General features: G+C 71.7%; 19 protein-coding genes and 1 tRNA gene. 14 read left to right on the top strand and 6 right to left on the bottom strand.

Annotated elements, in window-relative coordinates:
- Positions 1-7: 7 nt before the first annotated feature.
- The 4 genes from OG885_RS23875 to OG885_RS23860 are packed head-to-tail and all read right to left on the bottom strand — an operon-like array spanning position 8 to position 3,885.
- A complete protein-coding gene (locus OG885_RS23875) occupies positions 8-766 on the bottom strand; it encodes an SDR family NAD(P)-dependent oxidoreductase (protein WP_405734822.1) in 759 nt (252 codons plus the stop codon).
- Positions 763-1,230 (bottom strand): cupin domain-containing protein, encoded by a 468-nt coding sequence (locus tag OG885_RS23870; protein ID WP_405734820.1) that lies wholly within the window; start codon positions 1,228-1,230, stop codon positions 763-765. The genes OG885_RS23875 and OG885_RS23870 overlap by 4 nt, the downstream gene beginning before the upstream one ends.
- On the bottom strand, positions 1,227-1,820 hold the full coding sequence (locus OG885_RS23865) for a GNAT family N-acetyltransferase (protein WP_405734818.1): 594 nt from the start codon (positions 1,818-1,820) through the stop codon (positions 1,227-1,229). The genes OG885_RS23870 and OG885_RS23865 overlap by 4 nt, the downstream gene beginning before the upstream one ends.
- On the bottom strand, positions 1,813-3,885 hold the full coding sequence (locus tag OG885_RS23860; RefSeq protein ID WP_405734816.1) for a penicillin acylase family protein: 2,073 nt from the start codon (positions 3,883-3,885) through the stop codon (positions 1,813-1,815). The genes OG885_RS23865 and OG885_RS23860 overlap by 8 nt, the downstream gene beginning before the upstream one ends.
- Before the next feature lie 78 nt (positions 3,886-3,963).
- Between OG885_RS23860 and OG885_RS23855 the strand changes: the two genes are divergently transcribed.
- The 5 genes from OG885_RS23855 to OG885_RS23835 all read left to right on the top strand — a co-directional run bounded on the left by OG885_RS23855 (position 3,964) and on the right by OG885_RS23835 (position 6,561).
- Positions 3,964-4,668: a siderophore-interacting protein gene (locus tag OG885_RS23855; RefSeq protein WP_405734814.1), complete on the top strand. Its 705-nt coding sequence runs from the start codon at positions 3,964-3,966 to the stop codon at positions 4,666-4,668.
- A gap of 38 nt (positions 4,669-4,706) precedes the next feature.
- Positions 4,707-5,300 (top strand): HhH-GPD-type base excision DNA repair protein, encoded by a 594-nt coding sequence (locus OG885_RS23850; protein ID WP_405734812.1) that lies wholly within the window; start codon positions 4,707-4,709, stop codon positions 5,298-5,300.
- A gap of 54 nt (positions 5,301-5,354) precedes the next feature.
- On the top strand, positions 5,355-6,020 hold the full coding sequence (locus tag OG885_RS23845) for an HdeD family acid-resistance protein (protein ID WP_405734810.1): 666 nt from the start codon (positions 5,355-5,357) through the stop codon (positions 6,018-6,020).
- Between the two features lie 69 nt (positions 6,021-6,089).
- Positions 6,090-6,383 carry a hypothetical protein gene (locus tag OG885_RS23840; RefSeq protein ID WP_405734808.1) on the top strand — a complete coding sequence of 98 codons (294 nt, stop codon included), beginning with the start codon at positions 6,090-6,092 and terminating at the stop codon, positions 6,381-6,383.
- 55 nt (positions 6,384-6,438) lie between these two features.
- The gene (locus OG885_RS23835) at positions 6,439-6,561 is read left to right on the top strand and encodes a hypothetical protein (protein WP_405734806.1); all 123 of its coding nucleotides are present in this window, start codon (positions 6,439-6,441) and stop codon (positions 6,559-6,561) included.
- 25 nt (positions 6,562-6,586) lie between these two features.
- Here the strand turns inward: OG885_RS23835 and OG885_RS23830 are convergent, their stop codons facing one another.
- Entirely contained in the window at positions 6,587-8,197 is a 1,611-nt protein-coding gene (locus OG885_RS23830; protein ID WP_405734804.1) for a helicase HerA-like domain-containing protein, read from the bottom strand.
- Positions 8,198-8,301: 104 nt separating this feature from the next.
- On the opposite strand from OG885_RS23830, the gene OG885_RS23825 reads away from it, so the two are divergent.
- Together OG885_RS23825 and OG885_RS23820 are read left to right on the top strand one after the other, a co-directional pair.
- Entirely contained in the window at positions 8,302-8,598 is a 297-nt protein-coding gene (locus OG885_RS23825; protein ID WP_003999914.1) for a type II toxin-antitoxin system VapB family antitoxin, read from the top strand.
- Between the two features lie 99 nt (positions 8,599-8,697).
- Positions 8,698-9,345 (top strand): LytR C-terminal domain-containing protein, encoded by a 648-nt coding sequence (locus OG885_RS23820; RefSeq protein ID WP_405734802.1) that lies wholly within the window; start codon positions 8,698-8,700, stop codon positions 9,343-9,345.
- A gap of 92 nt (positions 9,346-9,437) precedes the next feature.
- Here OG885_RS23820 and upp read toward each other — a convergent pair whose 3' ends face one another.
- The gene (gene upp, locus OG885_RS23815) at positions 9,438-10,073 is read right to left on the bottom strand and encodes a uracil phosphoribosyltransferase (protein ID WP_399953710.1); all 636 of its coding nucleotides are present in this window, start codon (positions 10,071-10,073) and stop codon (positions 9,438-9,440) included.
- Between the two features lie 128 nt (positions 10,074-10,201).
- On the opposite strand from upp, the gene OG885_RS23810 reads away from it, so the two are divergent.
- The 7 genes from OG885_RS23810 to OG885_RS23780 all read left to right on the top strand — a co-directional run bounded on the left by OG885_RS23810 (position 10,202) and on the right by OG885_RS23780 (position 16,807).
- The gene (locus tag OG885_RS23810) at positions 10,202-10,384 is read left to right on the top strand and encodes a hypothetical protein (protein WP_399953708.1); all 183 of its coding nucleotides are present in this window, start codon (positions 10,202-10,204) and stop codon (positions 10,382-10,384) included.
- A gap of 232 nt (positions 10,385-10,616) precedes the next feature.
- Positions 10,617-11,168 (top strand): hypothetical protein, encoded by a 552-nt coding sequence (locus OG885_RS23805; RefSeq protein ID WP_405742844.1) that lies wholly within the window; start codon positions 10,617-10,619, stop codon positions 11,166-11,168.
- A gap of 56 nt (positions 11,169-11,224) precedes the next feature.
- Entirely contained in the window at positions 11,225-11,650 is a 426-nt protein-coding gene (gene tadA, locus OG885_RS23800) for a tRNA adenosine(34) deaminase TadA (RefSeq protein WP_405742843.1), read from the top strand.
- 56 nt (positions 11,651-11,706) lie between these two features.
- Positions 11,707-11,791 (top strand) — tRNA-Ser (locus OG885_RS23795).
- A 264-nt stretch (positions 11,792-12,055) separates the two neighbouring features.
- Positions 12,056-13,291 (top strand): sensor histidine kinase, encoded by a 1,236-nt coding sequence (locus tag OG885_RS23790; protein ID WP_405734799.1) that lies wholly within the window; start codon positions 12,056-12,058, stop codon positions 13,289-13,291.
- Between the two features lie 76 nt (positions 13,292-13,367).
- On the top strand, positions 13,368-14,399 hold the full coding sequence (locus OG885_RS23785) for an IopA (RefSeq protein WP_405734797.1): 1,032 nt from the start codon (positions 13,368-13,370) through the stop codon (positions 14,397-14,399).
- Positions 14,400-14,554: 155 nt separating this feature from the next.
- Positions 14,555-16,807 (top strand): iron-containing redox enzyme family protein, encoded by a 2,253-nt coding sequence (locus OG885_RS23780; RefSeq protein ID WP_405734795.1) that lies wholly within the window; start codon positions 14,555-14,557, stop codon positions 16,805-16,807.
- The last annotated feature ends 17 nt before the right edge of the window (positions 16,808-16,824 follow it).

Raw genomic sequence — 16,824 nt, 5'->3', positions numbered from 1 at the left:
GGAACACTCACCAGGTCGGCCGCGCCGACACTCCTCCGTCGACGACCAGGTCCTGTCCGGTGATCCAGGAGGCGAGCGGGGAGGCGAGGAAGGCGCAGGCGTCACCGATGTCCTCGGGCCGGCCCAGCCGTCCCAGGGGCACCTTGTCCAGCCACCGTGCCACTCCCTCCGGCCAGTCGCCGGCGAGCCCCTCCCGGTCGATCAGGCCGGGCGAGACACTGTTGACACGGATGCCGAGCGGGCCGTACTCCAGGGCCGCGGACCGGGCGTGCATGACGACGGCGGCCTTGGCGGCGGAGTAGTGGGCGTGCCCGGCGGCGGGACGGTGCGCCTCGATGGAGGCGATGTGGGTCACGGACCCGCCCTCGCCCATGACCTCGGCCGCGGCCTGCGTGCACGCGAACACGCTGGACAGATTGGCGTCCACGACCTCGCGCCACTCGTCCGCGCCCATCCCGGCCAGCGCCCGGACGGGCTGCACACCGGCGTTGTTGACCAGCGCGTCAAGGCGCCCGCCGCCCCACTCGGCGGCGTCGCGCACCAGCCGGTGGCACGCGTCCTCGTCCCGCAGGTCGGCCCGCAGCACGACGGCACGGGCGCCCGACTCCCGTACCCGCTCCGCCACTTCCTCCGCCGCCGCCACCGACGTACGGCAGTGGACCGCGACGGCCGCCGCGCCCCGTTCGGCGAAGCGCAGGGCGATGCCGCGGCCGATGCCGCCGCCCGCACCGGTGACCAGGGCGGTCTGTCCTTCGAGGAGTCTCATGGACGGCACAGTCGCGCGATCCGGTCGGCATCGGCGGGGTAACGCGCCACGAGGTCCGTCAAGTCCCCGTGCTCATAACCCTCGTAGGTGAACCCCGGGGCCATCGTGCACCCGAAGAACGTCCAGGCGCCGAGGGTGCGGCCGCCCATCCAGGTACCGGCGGGGATGGTGAGCTGGACGTGCTGACCGGCGAGGACGTCCGGGCCCAGGACCGCCGTACGGGAGGTGCCGTCGGGTGCGAGGAGGAGGAGTTCCAGCGGGTCGCCGAGGTAGTGGTGCCAGATCTCGTCGGCGGGCAGGCGGTGCAGGGCGGAGTAGTCGGCCGCGGTGAGGAGGGCGACTATGGCGGTGCCCTCGGGGCGGCCGTCGGCCCGCTCGGGGCCCTCCCACGTACGGCGGAACAGACCCCCTTCGCGCGGGATCGGTTCCAGTCCGTAGTGGGCGACGAGGTCATCCGGGGTCACCCGGGGAAGGCTACCTCCCGGCGCAGGAAGGCGAGTTGGGCGTGCTTCTCGGGCAGGTACACGTCCGGGATGTCAATCTCCGGCAGCACCACCCGCTCCCCGGCCACGAACCCCTGACGCAGGAAGCGGGCGATCGCCTTCTCGTTGCGCACGTCGGGATCGACGACGACCCGCCGCCGGTCGAGGCCGACCAGGACGTACGAGGCGACGGCGCCGAGCAGCGCGGAGGACCAGCCCGCCCGAGCGCCGTCGGTCCCGGCGGGCGCGAGGAGCAGATGGACGCCGATGTCGCCGAGCTCCACGGCGTAGCACTCGCTGACCCGGTCGGCCTCGGGCTCGTAGGTCTGGAGCAGCCCGACCGGCTCGCCGTCCTTCTCCAGGAGGTAGGCGTGATGGGTGTCGAGGGTGTCCATGTGGGCGTAGATCTCGGCGACCTGGTCCTCGGTGAGGCCGTTCATGCCCCAGAAGGCGGCGCGCTCCTCGCTGACCCAGCCGTGCACCAACCCGGCGTCGGCCTTGGCGTCGAGCACCCGGATACGGACGGTGCCGAAGTCGTCGACGTCCTGCGTGTGGACGTGGAGGTCAGACATCGCTCTCCTTGCTGAGCTGTTCGAAGTCGGTGACGACCGGGACGAGGTCGCCGCCGAGCCACAGGGGCAGTTGATCACGGTGATGGGGTGAGCCGGGCACCCCGGAGGCGCCGAACGGCACCACCCAGCGGCTGTCCTCACGCCGGGCGAGGTCCCAGACGTAACGGGCGGCGGGCCCGCGCGCGGCCAGGTCGGTCAGCCCGGGGACGGCCGAGGTGCAAAGGACGCAGTCGTGGTCGCCGGAGAGCCCGGGTTCGTCGTACGACGGTTCCGGCAACGCCCGCCAGGGAACCAGGCGGTGGGTCTCGCCCCAGGTCTTCACCGGCTTGCCCGCGGCCACCTCCTCGACGGCCGCCCGGACCTCCGCGGGCCGGTCGACGCCGTACAACTCCTCGGCGCGCAGCAGGTGTTCGAGGGCGTAGCCGATGCGCGGGACGAGGCCGAGCCAGGGGAGGAGGACCTCAGGGTAGGCGGGCGCGGTGGTGAGCGCGGCGAACGCGGGGTGCGCGGCGAGCCGTCGTACGACCGCGCCGCGCACCGCCGAGTAGAGGGCGGCGGCCGGACTGTCCGCGTCCATGCGGCGGTTCCAGGCCAGGAGGGTGTCCCTGACCTCGGCGGCCTCGGGGCTGAGGTCTTCGAGGGCCGCGAGGTGGTCCAACAGGGGCGCGGCGGAGGCGAGATGGGTGTCCATGTGGATGGCCGGCATGTCGGCGGCCCTCCACTTCTCCTTCTCCGCGAGCAGCGCGGCGATGCGGTTCGCCCGGTGCGGCGGGGCGAACTCGACCCCGAGCGGGGCGGCCGGGCCGCGCTGGTTGGCCATCACGGCGACGCCGTCGGTGAGTTCGCCGTACGGCATCTCGTGCCAGCCGGTCCATTCGTGCCCGGCCTCCCAGGCGGGCACGATCCGGGTGCGGTTGGCCGTGGACCGTACCGGCACCCGGCCCGCGACCCGGTGCAGCAGCCCGCCCTCGGTGTCGGCGGCCTGCACGACGTTGACCGGCTCGGCCCAGTGGTCGAAGGCCCGGTCGACGTCGGCGACCCGGCGGGCGCGCAGCAGGGGCAGCAGGGTGCCGAAGCCCAGGTCACCGGTGACGCGGGGCGGGGTGCGCAGGCTGAGGGCGAGCGGGGTGCCGTCGTCGCTTCCCTCGGAACCGTCGTCGAGGCCCTCCGGGCCACCGGCGATCACCGGCCCGCGCGCGGTCTCGATGACCTCGACCTCCACCGGCTCCTCACCGACGACCTCGACGGTCTCGGTGTGCCGGGCGGCGCGCCGCCAGCTCCCGTCCGGGTCGAGGGCCTCGACCCCGGCGCCGGTGCGGCGCAGTTTCTCGCTGTACAGGTCCTGGTAGTCGGCCATGGCGTTGGTGATGGCCCAGGCGACCGTGCCGGTGTGGCCGAAGTGGGCGATGCCGGGGACGCCGGGGACGGCGAGGCCGACGACGTCGAACTCCGGGCAGGAGAGGTGGATCTGCTGGTAGACGCCGGGGTCCTCGATGAAGCGGTGCGGGTCGCCGGCGATGACGGCCTGTCCGGTCGCGGTCCGCTCGCCGCTCACCAGCCAGCCGTTGCTGCCGGAGGTGCCGGGGCCGTCGATGGCGAACAGGCCGACGGCCTCCTCGCCGAGATGCCGGACGGCCTGCTCGCGCCAGAGCTTCGCCGGGAAGCCCGCGAACAGGATGTGGGTGGCGAGCCAGACGCCGAGCGGGGTCCACGGCTCCCAGCGGCCGGGGGTGCCGAGGGGGAGGGCCGTCTCGGCCAGACCTTCGTTGACGCCGCCGACGTACGCCTGGACCCAGTCGGCCGTTTCGGGGTCCTTCGCCGCGAGGTCGGCGAAGCAGCGTCGCGCGGTGTCGTCGACGCGGGCGCGCCGGACGAAGCGGTCCCAGGGGAGGGCGTCGACGCCGAGGAGGGCGGCCGAGGTGCCGTCGGCGCGGCGCCGTTCGACCTCCAGCTGCCAGGCGCGGTCGCGGGCGGTGACCCGGCCCTGGGCGCGGGCGAGTTCGCGCACGCTGTCGGCGCGCAGATGTGGGACACCCCAGGCATCTCGGTAGATCTCGGCGCTCACGCTGGGGGTCTCCTGTGCTTTAGGTTAGGCTCACCTAAGTAGGTCGTGGTGGAATCGTACGCGAGGGGTGAAGAGACGATGGGGCAGGGGCACGGCTGGGAGGGCGCGGTCCTCAGACTGCTGCGGGCGAAGGACTTCGTCCTCACGGTGACCGGCGCCGAGGACGTCACCCCGCACTACCGGCGGCTCCACCTCACCGACGGCGGACTGCTCGCCGCGACCGGGGTGCACCCGACGATGTGGGTGCGGCTGTGGTTCCTGGCCGCGGGCAAGCCGCACCAGCGGGCGTACACGCTCGTCGATCCGGACCCGGCGGCCGGCACCTTCAGCCTGGAGTTCGCGCTCCACGAGGGCGTGGCGAGCGACTGGGCCCGCGCGGCGGTGCCGGGCGACACCATCGAGGCCACGGTCCACGGCACGGCGTTCACCCACCCCGACCCGGCCCCGACGCATGTCTTCGCGATCGGCGACCCGGCCTCGCTGCCCGCGATCAACTCCCTGCTGGCGGCGCTCGACTCGTCCCCGGCGACGATCTGGTTCGCGGGCGCCCCCGACGGCCTCCCCTTCCGCACGGACGCGTCCCGCCACGACGTCCGGACCGGCGACGACCTGGTCACCCAGGTGAAGACCGACCTCCCGGACCTCCTGCGGGCCCACCCGGACGCGTACGTCTGGATCGCCTGCGACACCGGGACGACCCGCACCCTGTCCTCCTACGTGCGCAAGGACCTCGGCGTCCCCAAGGAGCGCCTGCACGCGCTGGGGTACTGGCGGGCGGCCTGACCGAGCGGCTCGACGGGTCGGACGGCATGATCGAGGGCATGGACGTCACCCTGCACCTCGCCCAGGACCCCGAGGCCGACGAGCTCCTCGGGCGCTCCCCGCTCGCCGCGCTCGTCGGGATGCTGCTGGACCAGCAGGTCCCGATGGAGTGGGCGTTCAAAGGGCCCCGGACGATCGCCGACCGGCTCGGCGCCGACGACCTCGACGCCCACGAGATCGCCGCCCAGGACCCGGAGGCCTTCGCGGCCGTCCTCTCCGACAAGCCGGCGGTCCACCGCTACCCGGGTTCCATGGCCAAGCGGGTCCAGCAGCTGTGCCAGTACCTCGTCGAGCACTACGACGGCAACGCCGAACTGGTCTGGAAGGGCGTGGCCGACGGCCGCGAACTGCTCCGCCGACTGGAGGAACTTCCCGGCTTCGGCAAGCAGAAGGCCCAGATCTTCCTCGCCCTGCTCGGCAAGCAGCTGGGCGTCACCCCAAAGGGCTGGCGGGAGGCCGCGGGCGCCTACGGCGAGACGAAGTCCTTCCGGTCGGTCGCCGACATCACGGGCCCTGAATCCCTGTCCAAGGTGCGGGCGCACAAGCAGGAGATGAAGGCGGCGGCCAAGGCGGCGAAGGCCGCGAAGAACTGAGCCGAACGGCTCATCCGCCTCGCGGCACCGTCGTACGCGGTCCGAGCATGAACCATGACCGAGGCACCTGGCGGCTCCTCCTGGAGCCCGGAGTACGACGACCGCAAGGTTCACGCGCAGCATGCCCCGCGGGGCGGCCATGAGCCCGAACCGCCCTTCGAAGGACCGCTCCACGCGCTGTCCAGGGCGGCCTGGCAGGTGGTCCTGGTCACCGGGCTCGCCTCCCTCGTCCTGGGCGTCCTGGTGCTGGTCTGGCCGGGCTCCACGCTCCGCGCCACCGGCCTCCTCTTCGGTGTCTACCTCGTCGTCAGCGGGGTCTTCCAGCTCGTCTCCGCCTTCGGCACGCACAAGACCACCGGACTGCGCGTGCTCGCCTTCATCAGTGGCGCCCTGTCGATCCTGCTGGGCCTGTTCTGCTTCCGCGGCCCCATGCAGTCGCTCCTGCTGCTCGCCCTGTGGATCGGCATCGGCTGGCTGATCCGCGGCATCACCCAGACCCTGGCCGCCGCCTCCGACCCGTCGATGCCGGCCCGCGGCTGGCAGGTCTTCCTCGGGATCGTCACCTTCGTCGCCGGGATCGTCCTCATCGACTCCCCCTTCGAGTCGGTCGCCGTCCTCACCGTGGTCGGCGGGATCTGGCTGGTCGTCGTGGGGATCGTCGAGATCGTCACGGCGGTACGGATGCGCGGGCGGGCCCGGCAAGTGCCGCACACCATCTGAGTAACCCGTGCGGGCGGATCTGACGGGCGAGGCGATGAACCTCGTACGCCCCGGGGGAGACCAGCAACCATGAGCAGCACCCGCGCCTGGCTCCGCGCCTTCGTCCTGCTGCTCGCGCTGCTCGTGCCCGGCGCCCACGCGGGGGCGCACGCCGCCGTGCCGGTCGCGGCGAGTGAGGCCGCCGAGTACGACGTCCTCGACACGGTCCTGCGACCGGCCTCCCAGCATTCCGTCGCCCCGCTGCGACCCGCGCCCCTGGCCCCGCCCCCGGCCCCCGCCGTCCCTGAGCGCGCCCCGCTCCCGGCGCCGTCGCACCCGTCGTACGCCCTGCTCACCCTCCGCACGGTGGTCCTGCGCTGCTGACCGGCCCTCGCGTCAGAGGCCGTTTCCAGCAACGAACGCAAGGAGCACCCTCACCATGCCCGTCGACCCGTACGCCGTCCTGCGCGCCCTGCTGCGCGCCGAGGCCGCCCGCAACACACCGAAGCCGCCGGTCACTCAGGAGCAGAAGCCGCCGGTGAAGGAGGGCGAGCGCGGCTGATCCACAGGCGGAGGCGGGCCCTGGGTCACCGCCTCCGCTTGGCCGTACCGAAGATCGATCGGGTGATCTCGCGGCCGATCTGTGTGCCGAGGGAGCGTGCGAGGGACTTGAACATGCCGCTGCCGACGACCTGTTCGACGACGGAGGGGTCCTCCTTGGCCTTCGGGGTGGCCTTGGGGGCCGCCTTAGGGGTTGCCTTGGGAGGTGCCGTCATCTCGTCCGGGCCCTTCGCCCCGCCGGAGGTGTTCAGCTTCTCGTACGCCGACTCTCTGTCCACAGCCTGTGCGTAACGTCCGTGGAGCGGCGAGGACCTCACCGCCTCGTCGAGGGCGGCGGGCTCGATCGGGCCCATCAGGGACTCGGGAGCGCGCAGGCGGGTCGCCGCGACCGGGGTCGGGGCGCCCTTCTCGCTCAGGACGGTCACCACGGCCTCGCCCGTGCCCAGGCCGGTGAGCAGCTCCTCCAGGTCGTACGCCGAGTTGGGGAACGTCTTCACCGTCGCCTTCAGCGCCTTCTGGTCGTCCGGTGTGAACGCCCGCAGCGCGTGCTGGACACGGTTGCCGAGCTGGGCGAGGACGTCGCCGGGTACGTCCTTCGGGGTCTGCGTCACGAAGAAGACGCCAACCCCTTTCGAGCGAATCAGCCGGACGGTCTGCGTGATGGAGTCGAGGAACGCCTTCGAGGCGTCGTTGAAGAGCAGATGCGCCTCGTCGAAGAAGAAGACGAGCTTGGGCTTCTCGGCGTCCCCGACCTCGGGCAGATCGTGGAAGAGGTCGGCCAGCAGCCACATCAGGAACGTCGAGAACAGCGCGGGTTTGTCCTGTACGGCGGCCAGTTCGAGGACGGAGACCAGGCCGCGCCCGTCGGACGCCGTGCGCATCAGGTCGGCGGTGTCGAACGCGGGCTCGCCGAAGAAGTCGGCCATGCCCTGCGCCTCGAAGGCGGTGAGGGAGCGCAGGATGACCCCTGCCGTGGCGGTGGAGAGGCCGCCGATGTTCTTGAGCTCGGGCCTGCCCTCGTCGGAGGTCAGGAAGGTGACGACGGCCCTGAGGTCCTTCAGGTCGACGAGTTCGAGGCCCTTGGTGTCGGCGTAGTGGAAGATCAGGCCGAGGGACTGCTCCTGGGTCTGGTTGAGCTGGAGCACCTTGGCGAGCAGGAGCGGGCCGAAGTCGGTGACCGTCGCCCGGACCGGGATGCCGTGACCGATGCCGCCGAGGGCGTAGAACTCGGCCGGGAAGCCGGTCGCCGTCCACTCCTGATGGACCTCCTGCGAGCGGCTGCGGACCTTGTCGTTCGGCTGCCCCGGGGCCGAGATGCCGGACACGTCGCCCTTGATGTCGGCCAGGAACACCGGCACGCCCTGCGCGGAGAGCTGCTCGGCGATCAGCTGGAGCGTCTTGGTCTTGCCGGTGCCGGTGGCGCCCGCGACCAGTCCGTGCCGGTTCAGCATCGGCAGCGGGATCCTGACCTGCGCGTCCGGCAGACACACCCCGTCCCACAACAGGGCGCCGAGATCGAGGGCGGGGCCGGCGAAGGCGTACCCGGAGGCGATCTCCAAGGCCTCCTTCGGAAGCGCGGGGGCACTGCCCGGCGCCTCGGGAGCGGTGGCCGGCGGCATGGTCTCGCTGTCACTCATCTCAGGCACCTGTTCCGGTTTGCCCCCGTTTACGGCATCTTTTCCAGCATCACACTCCGTCGCCATGGCTGCGCCCGGAAGGTCTTGACCGGTAGGCTTTCCGTGTGATCTTCAAGCGCATCGGAAACGGCCGGCCGTACCCCGACCACGGCCGGGAAAGCACCCGGCAGTGGGCGGACGTCGCGCCGCGCCCGGTCCGCCTCGATCAGTTGGTGACGACCAAGGGCCAGCTCGACCTGGAAACCCTGCTCGCCGAGGACTCGACGTTCTACGGCGACCTCTTCGCGCATGTCGTGAAGTGGCAGGGCGACCTGTATCTCGAGGACGGCCTGCACCGCGCGGTACGGGCGGCGCTCCAGCAGCGCCAGGTACTGCACGCGCGTGTACTTGAGCTGGATTAAGTGGCCGCCCTGTAGAGGGTTGGCCCTTTCGGGTTCACCTGACCCGGATCCAATGATCATTTAGTAGGCATCGCCGCCCCGGCGCACTACGCTGCGCCCATGAGCATGCTGACTCCCCCAGGCATGGGCGGCAAGTACCGGATCACGGGGGACACATACCCACGCATGCGCCGGCCCAGGCGGCGCGGCAGACTCGTGCTGGCGCTGGTCGCCTCCGTCGCCGCGCTCGGCCTCGTCGGCTGGGGCACGTTGCAGCTCATCGGCATCTTCACCGGCAACGACGACAAGGCGTCCGCGGCGGGACCCAAGGCGGACTGCGCGACATCCGCCTCGCCGTCGGCCTCGGCGTCCACGTCCTCGTCGGCCTATCCCAGGCCCGCGCAGATCACCGTCAACGTCTTCAACGCCACGCCCCGCGCGGGGCTCGCGAAGAAGACCGCGGACGAGCTGAAGAAGCGCGGCTTCAAGATCGGCGATGTGGGCAACGCGTCCGCGGAGTTCGACAAGAAGGTCAAGGGCGCGGGGCTGTTGCTGGGGCGTACGTCGGCCATGGGCACGTCGTTGCCGGTGCTGGGCACGCAGCTGGGTGGCGCCGAGACGCGGGCGGACGGGCGTAAGGGTGGCGATGTCGATCTGGTCATCGGCACCGGGTTCAAGACGCTGACGAAGAAGGCGGACGCGGACAAGGCGTTGGCCGCGCTGGGGAAGCCGCAGCCGACGCCGAGTTCTTCGAAGAAGGCGTGTTGAGAGACGCCATTTCGCCGTAGGGGTGCGGTTGTTGCGCGACTGCGGGCCTGTTGTGGCTGGTCGCGCAGTTCCCCGCGCCCCTTTGGGGCGTTCTACTCAGCGGCGCCGTAGAGGCGGTCGCCCGCATCCCCGAGGCCCGGGACGATGTAGCCGTGCTCGTTGAGGTGGTCGTCGACCGCTGCCGTCACCACCGTCACCGGGGTGCCCGCCAACTCGCGTTCCATCAGCTCCACGCCCTCGGGCGCGGCGAGCAGCACCACGGCCGTCACATCGTCCGCGCCGCGCTTGATGAGCTCACGGATGGCGGCGACCAACGTCCCGCCCGTGGCCAGCATCGGGTCGAGGACGTACACCTGGCGGCCGGAGAGGTCCTCCGGCATACGCGTGGCGTACGTGGACGCCTCCAGCGTCTCCTCGTTGCGGATCATGCCGAGGAAGCCCACCTCGGCGGTCGGCAGCAGGCGGACCATGCCGTCGAGCATGCCGAGGCCGGCGCGGAGGATCGGCACCACCAGGGGGCGCGGGTAGGACAGCTTCACGCCGGTGGTCCGGGAGACCGGCGTGTTGATGTCGACCTGCTCCGTGCGCACGTCGCGCGTGGCCTCGTAGGCGAGGAGCGTGACCAGCTCGTCGGCGAGACGGCGGAAGGTCGCGGAGTCGGTGCGCTGGTCGCGCAGCGTGGTGAGTTTGTGGGCGACCAGAGGGTGGTCGACGACGTGGAGACGCATGTCCACAACAGTAACCGGGCCCGCCCTGCCCGGCGTCCCGGCAACCACAAACCCCGCTTCACCCGTGCGCTGGCATCAAACCCCCCGACAGAGGGAAAGTGGGAGGGACGTGACGGGGTGGTGTGCCTATGCCAGTGCCTGTGCCGGAGCAGGACCCACAACAGGAGACCGACGCCGCGCGCCGCAGGCGGCGCGCCCAGTTCCTGCGCGATCTCGCCGAGGCCCGGGAGCTGCGGGACCGTGTCCAGCCCCGGCGCGCCAAGGCCGCACGGCTGCGCCACGCCATGCGCATGCGCACCTTCCGCTGGTAGGGCTTGGGGCGTTCTTGGACCGCCTGATGCGTGCGCCGCACGGTCAGCCGCGTACGATCCCGCTGGTGGACGATCAAAACGGGCGGACACAGGGAGCCGAAGACGTCCCCTGAGCGCTCCGTTTCTGCCACGATTCCGAGTGGGTGGGGCTCGGAGCCAATGCCTCCCCGCCCGCAGACCTCCGCCGGGGGGACCCCCAACCGGCACGCCTATGACCAGTGGGAGAGTCACGGTGTACTTCGCCGCACTGCTCGCGCGCACCGAAGACGGGTGGGAAGCGAGCGACACAGAGCTCCTCGACAATGTGGAGACGCTGTCGGATCTGGCCGACCTCGCCCGGGAAGCCGCGGCCGAGGACGACACGGTGCTCGTGCTGATCGAGCAGGAGGACGCCTGGTTCGGTGTCGTCCGCATCGACGGCGAGGACGACCCTCGTATCTACGTCTCGGACGCCGCCGCCGCTGCCCGCAGCAGTTACGGCGAGATCCTGCTCACCGACGAACTGCTCGGAAGGGAGCCCGGCGACGACGACGCCGACCTGGACTCCCTCGACCTCGACGGCACCGAGGACGGGGAGGACGAGGACGAGGACGATGACAACGACAGCAGCGCCAGTGAGGGCGGCGGCTCCGCCGAGGCCGTGCCGCACGGCCCGGTCGGCGATCCCGGCATCCTCGACGACCTGGGCGTCAGCGAGAAGGAGCTGAAGTCCCTGGCGGACGACGCGCTCACCGAGATCGCCGACGCGCTGGGCGCCTCGGAGGTCCTGGAGACCGTCCGCTGACCGGGGAGCCCTCAGGGGGTCCACCGGACCCGGTGCGCGACCGGTGGCGGGCCGCGATGCGGCTCGCCCTGGACGAGGCCGGGAAGGCCGGGCCCGATGTGCCGGTCGGGGCCGTCGTACTGGCCCCGGACGGCGCCACCGTCCTCGGTGCCGGGCACAACGAACGCGAGGCGGTCGGCGACCCGACCGCCCACGCGGAGGTCCTCGCGATCCGCCGGGCGGCCGTCCGGCTCGGCGAGTGGCGGCTGACCGGCTGCACGCTGGTCGTCACCCTCGAACCGTGCACGATGTGCGCGGGCGCGCTCGTGCAGTCCCGGGTGGACCGGGTCGTCTACGGCGCCCGTGACGAGAAGGCCGGCGCGGCCGGTTCCCTCTGGGACGTCGTCCGCGACCGGCGGCTCAACCACCGGCCCGAGGTGATCGAGGGCGTCCTCGCCGAGGAGTGCGCGAGCCTGCTCACCGCGTTCTTCCGGGAGCGCTGAGAGCGCCCCCGATACCGATTTCAAACCATGCCCCACCTTGCTGTAAGGTCTCCCTCGGTAGCGTGTCCGAGCGGCCGAAGGAGCTCGCCTCGAAAGCGAGTGTGGCGCAAGTCACCGAGGGTTCAAATCCCTCCGCTACCGCTTGAGGAACAGCCCCCGACCCGGGAAAACGGGTCGGGGGCTGTTGCGTGTGAGAAGCGCACCGGGCGGTCGAATTCCGTTTGTCATGTCTCCGGCTTGGGCAAAAGTAAGTGGCGTGTCCGCACCGCACTCCTCACACCAGAAACGCGAGGCCCCCCACGTGCTGTTAGGAACGTCCCCCTCGACAGATCTGCCGCCACGTCGCTTCCGGATACGGATCTCCGCGATACCGCTGTCGTCCAGACCCTCAGCCGCCAAGGATCGGTGCGTCGGTCCACAGCGGTGATGCCGCCCAAGTACGCCATGACCCTCATGTCGGTCATCCTGGCCGGTTTCGCCGTCATCGGCGTGGCAAACCTGATCAAGGTCTCGCACACCCCCGAGGGGCTCACCCTCGCCTCCGCCGTGGTGAGTTGCTGCTACGTCCTGCAGATGGCGCACTGCTCGCCCTCGGCCCGCCGCCGCCTCCAGGTCGTCAACCGGCGCTTCCCCTGGACGCTGGCCCTCCAGGCCCTGCTCTCCCTCTCCCCAGTGTTCTTCCTCGGCCACCAGTCGGGCGCCCTGGCCGGCTTCCTCGCCGGTGCCTGCACCGTGCTGCTGCGCGCCAAACTGGCGTACGCGCTGTTCGGCGTGATCAACGTGGCCGTCCTTCTCACCGCGCTCGGCACCGGGGACGACCTCTTCACCGCCGCCTTCATGGTGCTGTCCTGTGCGTCCATCGGTCTGATCACCACCGCGCTGAGCCGGCTGGTCGATCTCGTCACCGAACTGCACCGGCGGCGCGAGGAGTCCGCCTGGGTCGCGGTGTCCCGGGAACGCGTGCGGTTCACCCAGGACCTGCACGACCTGTTCAGCTACAGCCTGTCCGCCATCACCCTGAAGACCGAGCTGGCGAACCGGCTGATCGGCAAGGACGACGCCCAGGCGCGCCAGGAACTGTCCGAGTCACTGGCGATCACCCGCGCCGCCCTCGCCGACGTACGCACCGTGGTGCACGGCAGGCGTTCCCTGCGGCTGCTCGACGAGGTCGAGCTCAGCAAGCGGGTGCTCGACTCGGCGGGCATCGAGATGACGACCGAGGGCGACTTCCGGCACATCGAACCGCGCGTCGGCCATGTGCTCGCGGTGGTGCTGCGCGAGGCGGTCACCAACATGCTGCGGCACAGCCGGGCCGCCCGGTGCCGGATCACCCTGGCGACGAGGTGCGACGGACAACTGCGGCAGCTCGAACTCACCGTGGCCAACGACGGGGTGAGCGGTCCCGCCGCCGACGGCCCCCATGCCGCCGCCGAGTCCCAGCACGGGGGCAGCGGGCTCGAACACATGGCCGCGCGCGCCGGGCAGGTCGGCGGCAGCCTGCGCACCGAGAGCGTCGACGGCTGGTTCGTCCTCATCGTCCGCGTCCCCGCCCTGCGACCACCCGCCGCGCCCCCGGTGACCGTCGCCACTTCTCCGACGACCTTCGAGCACCTCTCTAGCGGGCCCGAGCACGGTCGCTGAGCCCCGGGCGGCCGGGCCGGACTCCACTCCGGGCCGGCCGCCGGTCAAGGCTCACCGTCTGCTCGGAGGGGAACCAGTGGAACAGCAGAAACGACTGACTCCGCACATGCGCCACTACGAGGAGTTCGCCACCGGCGACATCTGCTGGACGCCGTACGTCATGTTCTTCAACCGGCCCGGCTTCCGCTCCCCCGTGATCAACACCGACGCCGGAGGCTTTCGGCACTCGGTCTCGGCGCGGGGGGCGTTCTCGCTCAAGGGCGAACTGCCCGAGGGGCCGGTGAGCCTGATGCTGGGGGCCTCGCCCGCCTTCGGGCTCGGGGCGACGGACGACGCGCACACCATCCCGTCCCTGCTCTCCCAGGCGCCGGGGGCCCGGCCCTGGCTCAACCTCGCCGCGCCCGCCTTCAACTCCACGCAGGAGACCCTGCTCTTCCTGATGCACCGGGGGGAACTGCCCGCCGTACGGGACATCGTCGTCTACTCCGGCCTCAACGACCTCGTGGTCGGCGGGCTGCCCGCCGCGGACAGCGGATACGGGCAGTTCTTCTTCTCCGGCGAGTTCTTCCGGCAGCTCGGCGTGCCCGCGCTCGGACAGGGCGGCAAACAGCCCGGGTGGGCCCAGGGGCGGCTGGCCCAGGCGGCCCGGCGGCTGGGCGGGGAAGCCCGGCAGGAGGACCGGTCGCTGGCCGATCCCGAGCAGCGGATCGACATCGCGGCCCGGACGACCGGGCGGGACCTCGCCCGGCTCGTCGAACTCGCCGCCCCCACCGGGGCCCGGGTGCTGTTCGCCCTCCAGGCCACGGCCTCGTGGAGCGGCAAGCGCCTCACCGAGCAGGAACGGCTGCTCATCGAGGAGAACTACAGCCAGCGCGCCCAGATGTGGAACCTGTTCCAGCAGATCCTCGACCCGGCTGTGCACGCCGCCTACGCCCAGCGGCTCGCCGCCGTCTGCAAGCAGCACGGTGTGCCCTTCCTCGACGTCAACGAGGCGCTGGGGGCTTCGCCGGAGCGGGACGCGTGGCTGTTCGTGGACCAGACGCACCACACGGACGACGGTTCGCGGGTCGTGGCCGACCTTCTGCGCGCCGAGTTCGCCCTCGCCTGAGCCCTCGCTCCCGCCGGCTCTCCCTGTCTCCCACCGTGAGGTGATCACTGTGTTCCGCAAGCTCGCCGCCCTGTTCAAGCAGCGCAGGAACCGCCGCAGGCGCCGCAAGGACAACACCATCTACCCGATGTTCTGAGGGAAGGTGCCGCTGCGTCATGTCCTCCCGCTATCGCACGCTGTATCTGCGCGCCCTCTCTCCGGGCGCTCCCGATCCGCTCACCCCGGAGGACGGCCGGGGCCTTCCGTCCACCGCCGTCCCCGCCCACCACGCCCCCGAAGCCGCCGAACGGGAGCTGCTCGCGCTGTGCGCGGAAGCCGCCCGGTGGAGCGCCGCGGAGACCGACGCCTTCGCCGCGGTGCTCCCTGACGCGGGGGAGGATCTCGACGAGGCCGTCCGCCGGGTGCTGCGCAACTGCGCGCCGTTCGCGCTCAGTGCCGGGGCCTGGCTGCAATGGCTGTCGGGGCCCGGCAACTCGGAGACGGAACCCGTCCTGCGGACCCTGACCCTGTACGCCGCGGACGTCGGGGTCGGGCTGCCGCTGGCCGACCGCGGCAGCGACTTCCGTGAACTGCTGCGGCGCCACGGTGTCGCGGAGGAGGTGCCCGGCGTACTGCTGGCGGGCAGCGAGTCCGTCGACGGATTCAGCTTCCGGCTCCCCGCTCTGCTGCTGACGATGAGCCGACTGCCCGACACCTACCGCTGCCAGCTGCTCGGCGCCGACCTGTGCCTGCGCCACCTCGGCGTGCTGCCGCCCCTCGCCGCCGCGCTGCGGGCCACGGACGCCAAGGACGAGACGTACGAGACGCTCGACCTGGGCGCGGCCCGCGCCGTCGGCGGGGTGCCCGGGCGTGAGCTGTCCTGGGCCGCCGTCCGGGCGCAGTTGGCGGCGGCCGGGCCCGCGGGCGGGGTGCTTGAGGGGTTCCGCTGGGCGTTGCGTGAGGTGCGGGAGTGGAGTGAGCGGCTGCGGCAGGAGACCGCGCTGTCCCTGCATCCCGACTACGGGGTCTGGAGGCTCATCCACACCCGGGCGCGGCAGGCGGCGGTCTACCACTCCGGTTTCCGGCTGGAGGGGCGCCCGCTGTCGGAGTGGTTCGCCGATGTCGACGCCGGTCCCGCGCCCTTCCTCGCGGCGCTGGCCCGCAGTCGGCTCGTACGGCCAGGGAAGCCGGAGTCCAGTCCGCTGCTGGGGCGGCTCATCGGCCCCAAGGGGCCCATGTTCCGGATCTTCACCGAGGAAGAGCTCGCCGTGCTGCGGCGGTGGATACGGGGGCTTCCCGAGACGGGGTCCGTGCTGCATCCCGAAGCACCGGATGCGGCGAGCCGTCAGGCCGGGCTGCATCGGGCCCAGGCGGACTGGCCCGGGCGGGGCGGGGTGTCCCGGGCGGTGGCGTCGGCCTCGACGGTGGCACCCGGGTCACGCGAGTCGGCCTCGGTAGGGGCACCGGGGGTGCGCGGGCCGGGCTCGGTGCGGCGGCCCGCTCTTACGCCCCGGGCCGCGCGCGAGGCGTATCCGCTGCTCCTGAGCCGCGCCGACTCACCCGGTCTGCGCACGTTCGCGCACGCCTACGCGACCCGTTGGCTGGCCCGCTCCCGCTACGCCCTCAACCGGCCCGCGAAGGGGGCCCTGCCCGAGCGCTGGGACCGGGAGAACGGGCTGCGTCCCTGGCTGGCCCGGGCCCACGACCAGCATGCCGAGGGCTTCGACGAGGAGCAGGTGGCCCTGCCCGGTCGTGACGAACTCATCGACTCCACGCTTCAGTTGGCGCCCCTCATCATGATCGACGGCGGCTGGCTACAGGGGTTCACGGACTACCGGCTCGCCGCGTCCCGCGCCGGACACTTCCTGTTCCGCACCTACTGGGACGAGCTGGGCAACGGGGAGCCGGAGCTCAACCACCCCCGGATCTACCGTGCGTTGCTGCGCCAGATGGGGATCGATCTGCCGCCCACCGCCTCACCCGAGTTCATCGCCTGCCCCCAACTGCGCGACGAGGCCTTCGCCATGCCGGTGTTCTGGCTGAGCGTCTCCCGGTTCCCGGAGGAGTTCATGCCGGAGATCCTCGGGCTCAACCTGGCGATGGAGCTGTCCGGGGTCGGCGGCAGCTACCGCGATGCCCGGGTGGCGCTCAGGCACCACGGTTTCAGCACCCAGTTCGTCGATCTCCACAACACGATCGACAACGTGGCCACCGGTCATTCGGCGTGGGCGGCCGACGCGATCGACAGCCATCTCAACGAACTGCCCGCACGCCCCGGTCCCGGCGGAGAAGCCGAGGTCTGGGAGCGCGTCCGGATCGGCCAGCGCTCCCTCAACCCGCCCTCCGGCCGGGCCGCCGCACTGTACGCCGCGCTGCGCACCGTACGCCGCACCCCGCCCCTCGCCCGCCTCGCGTCCGCCTCTCACTGACCCGCCTCCACTGACAC

This window comes from Streptomyces sp. NBC_00028, assembly GCF_045041065.1.
Classification (GTDB): Bacteria; Actinomycetota; Actinomycetes; order Streptomycetales; family Streptomycetaceae; genus Streptomyces.
Note: the sequence above shows the minus strand (reverse complement) of the source record. Positions and strands in the feature narration are given on the sequence as shown.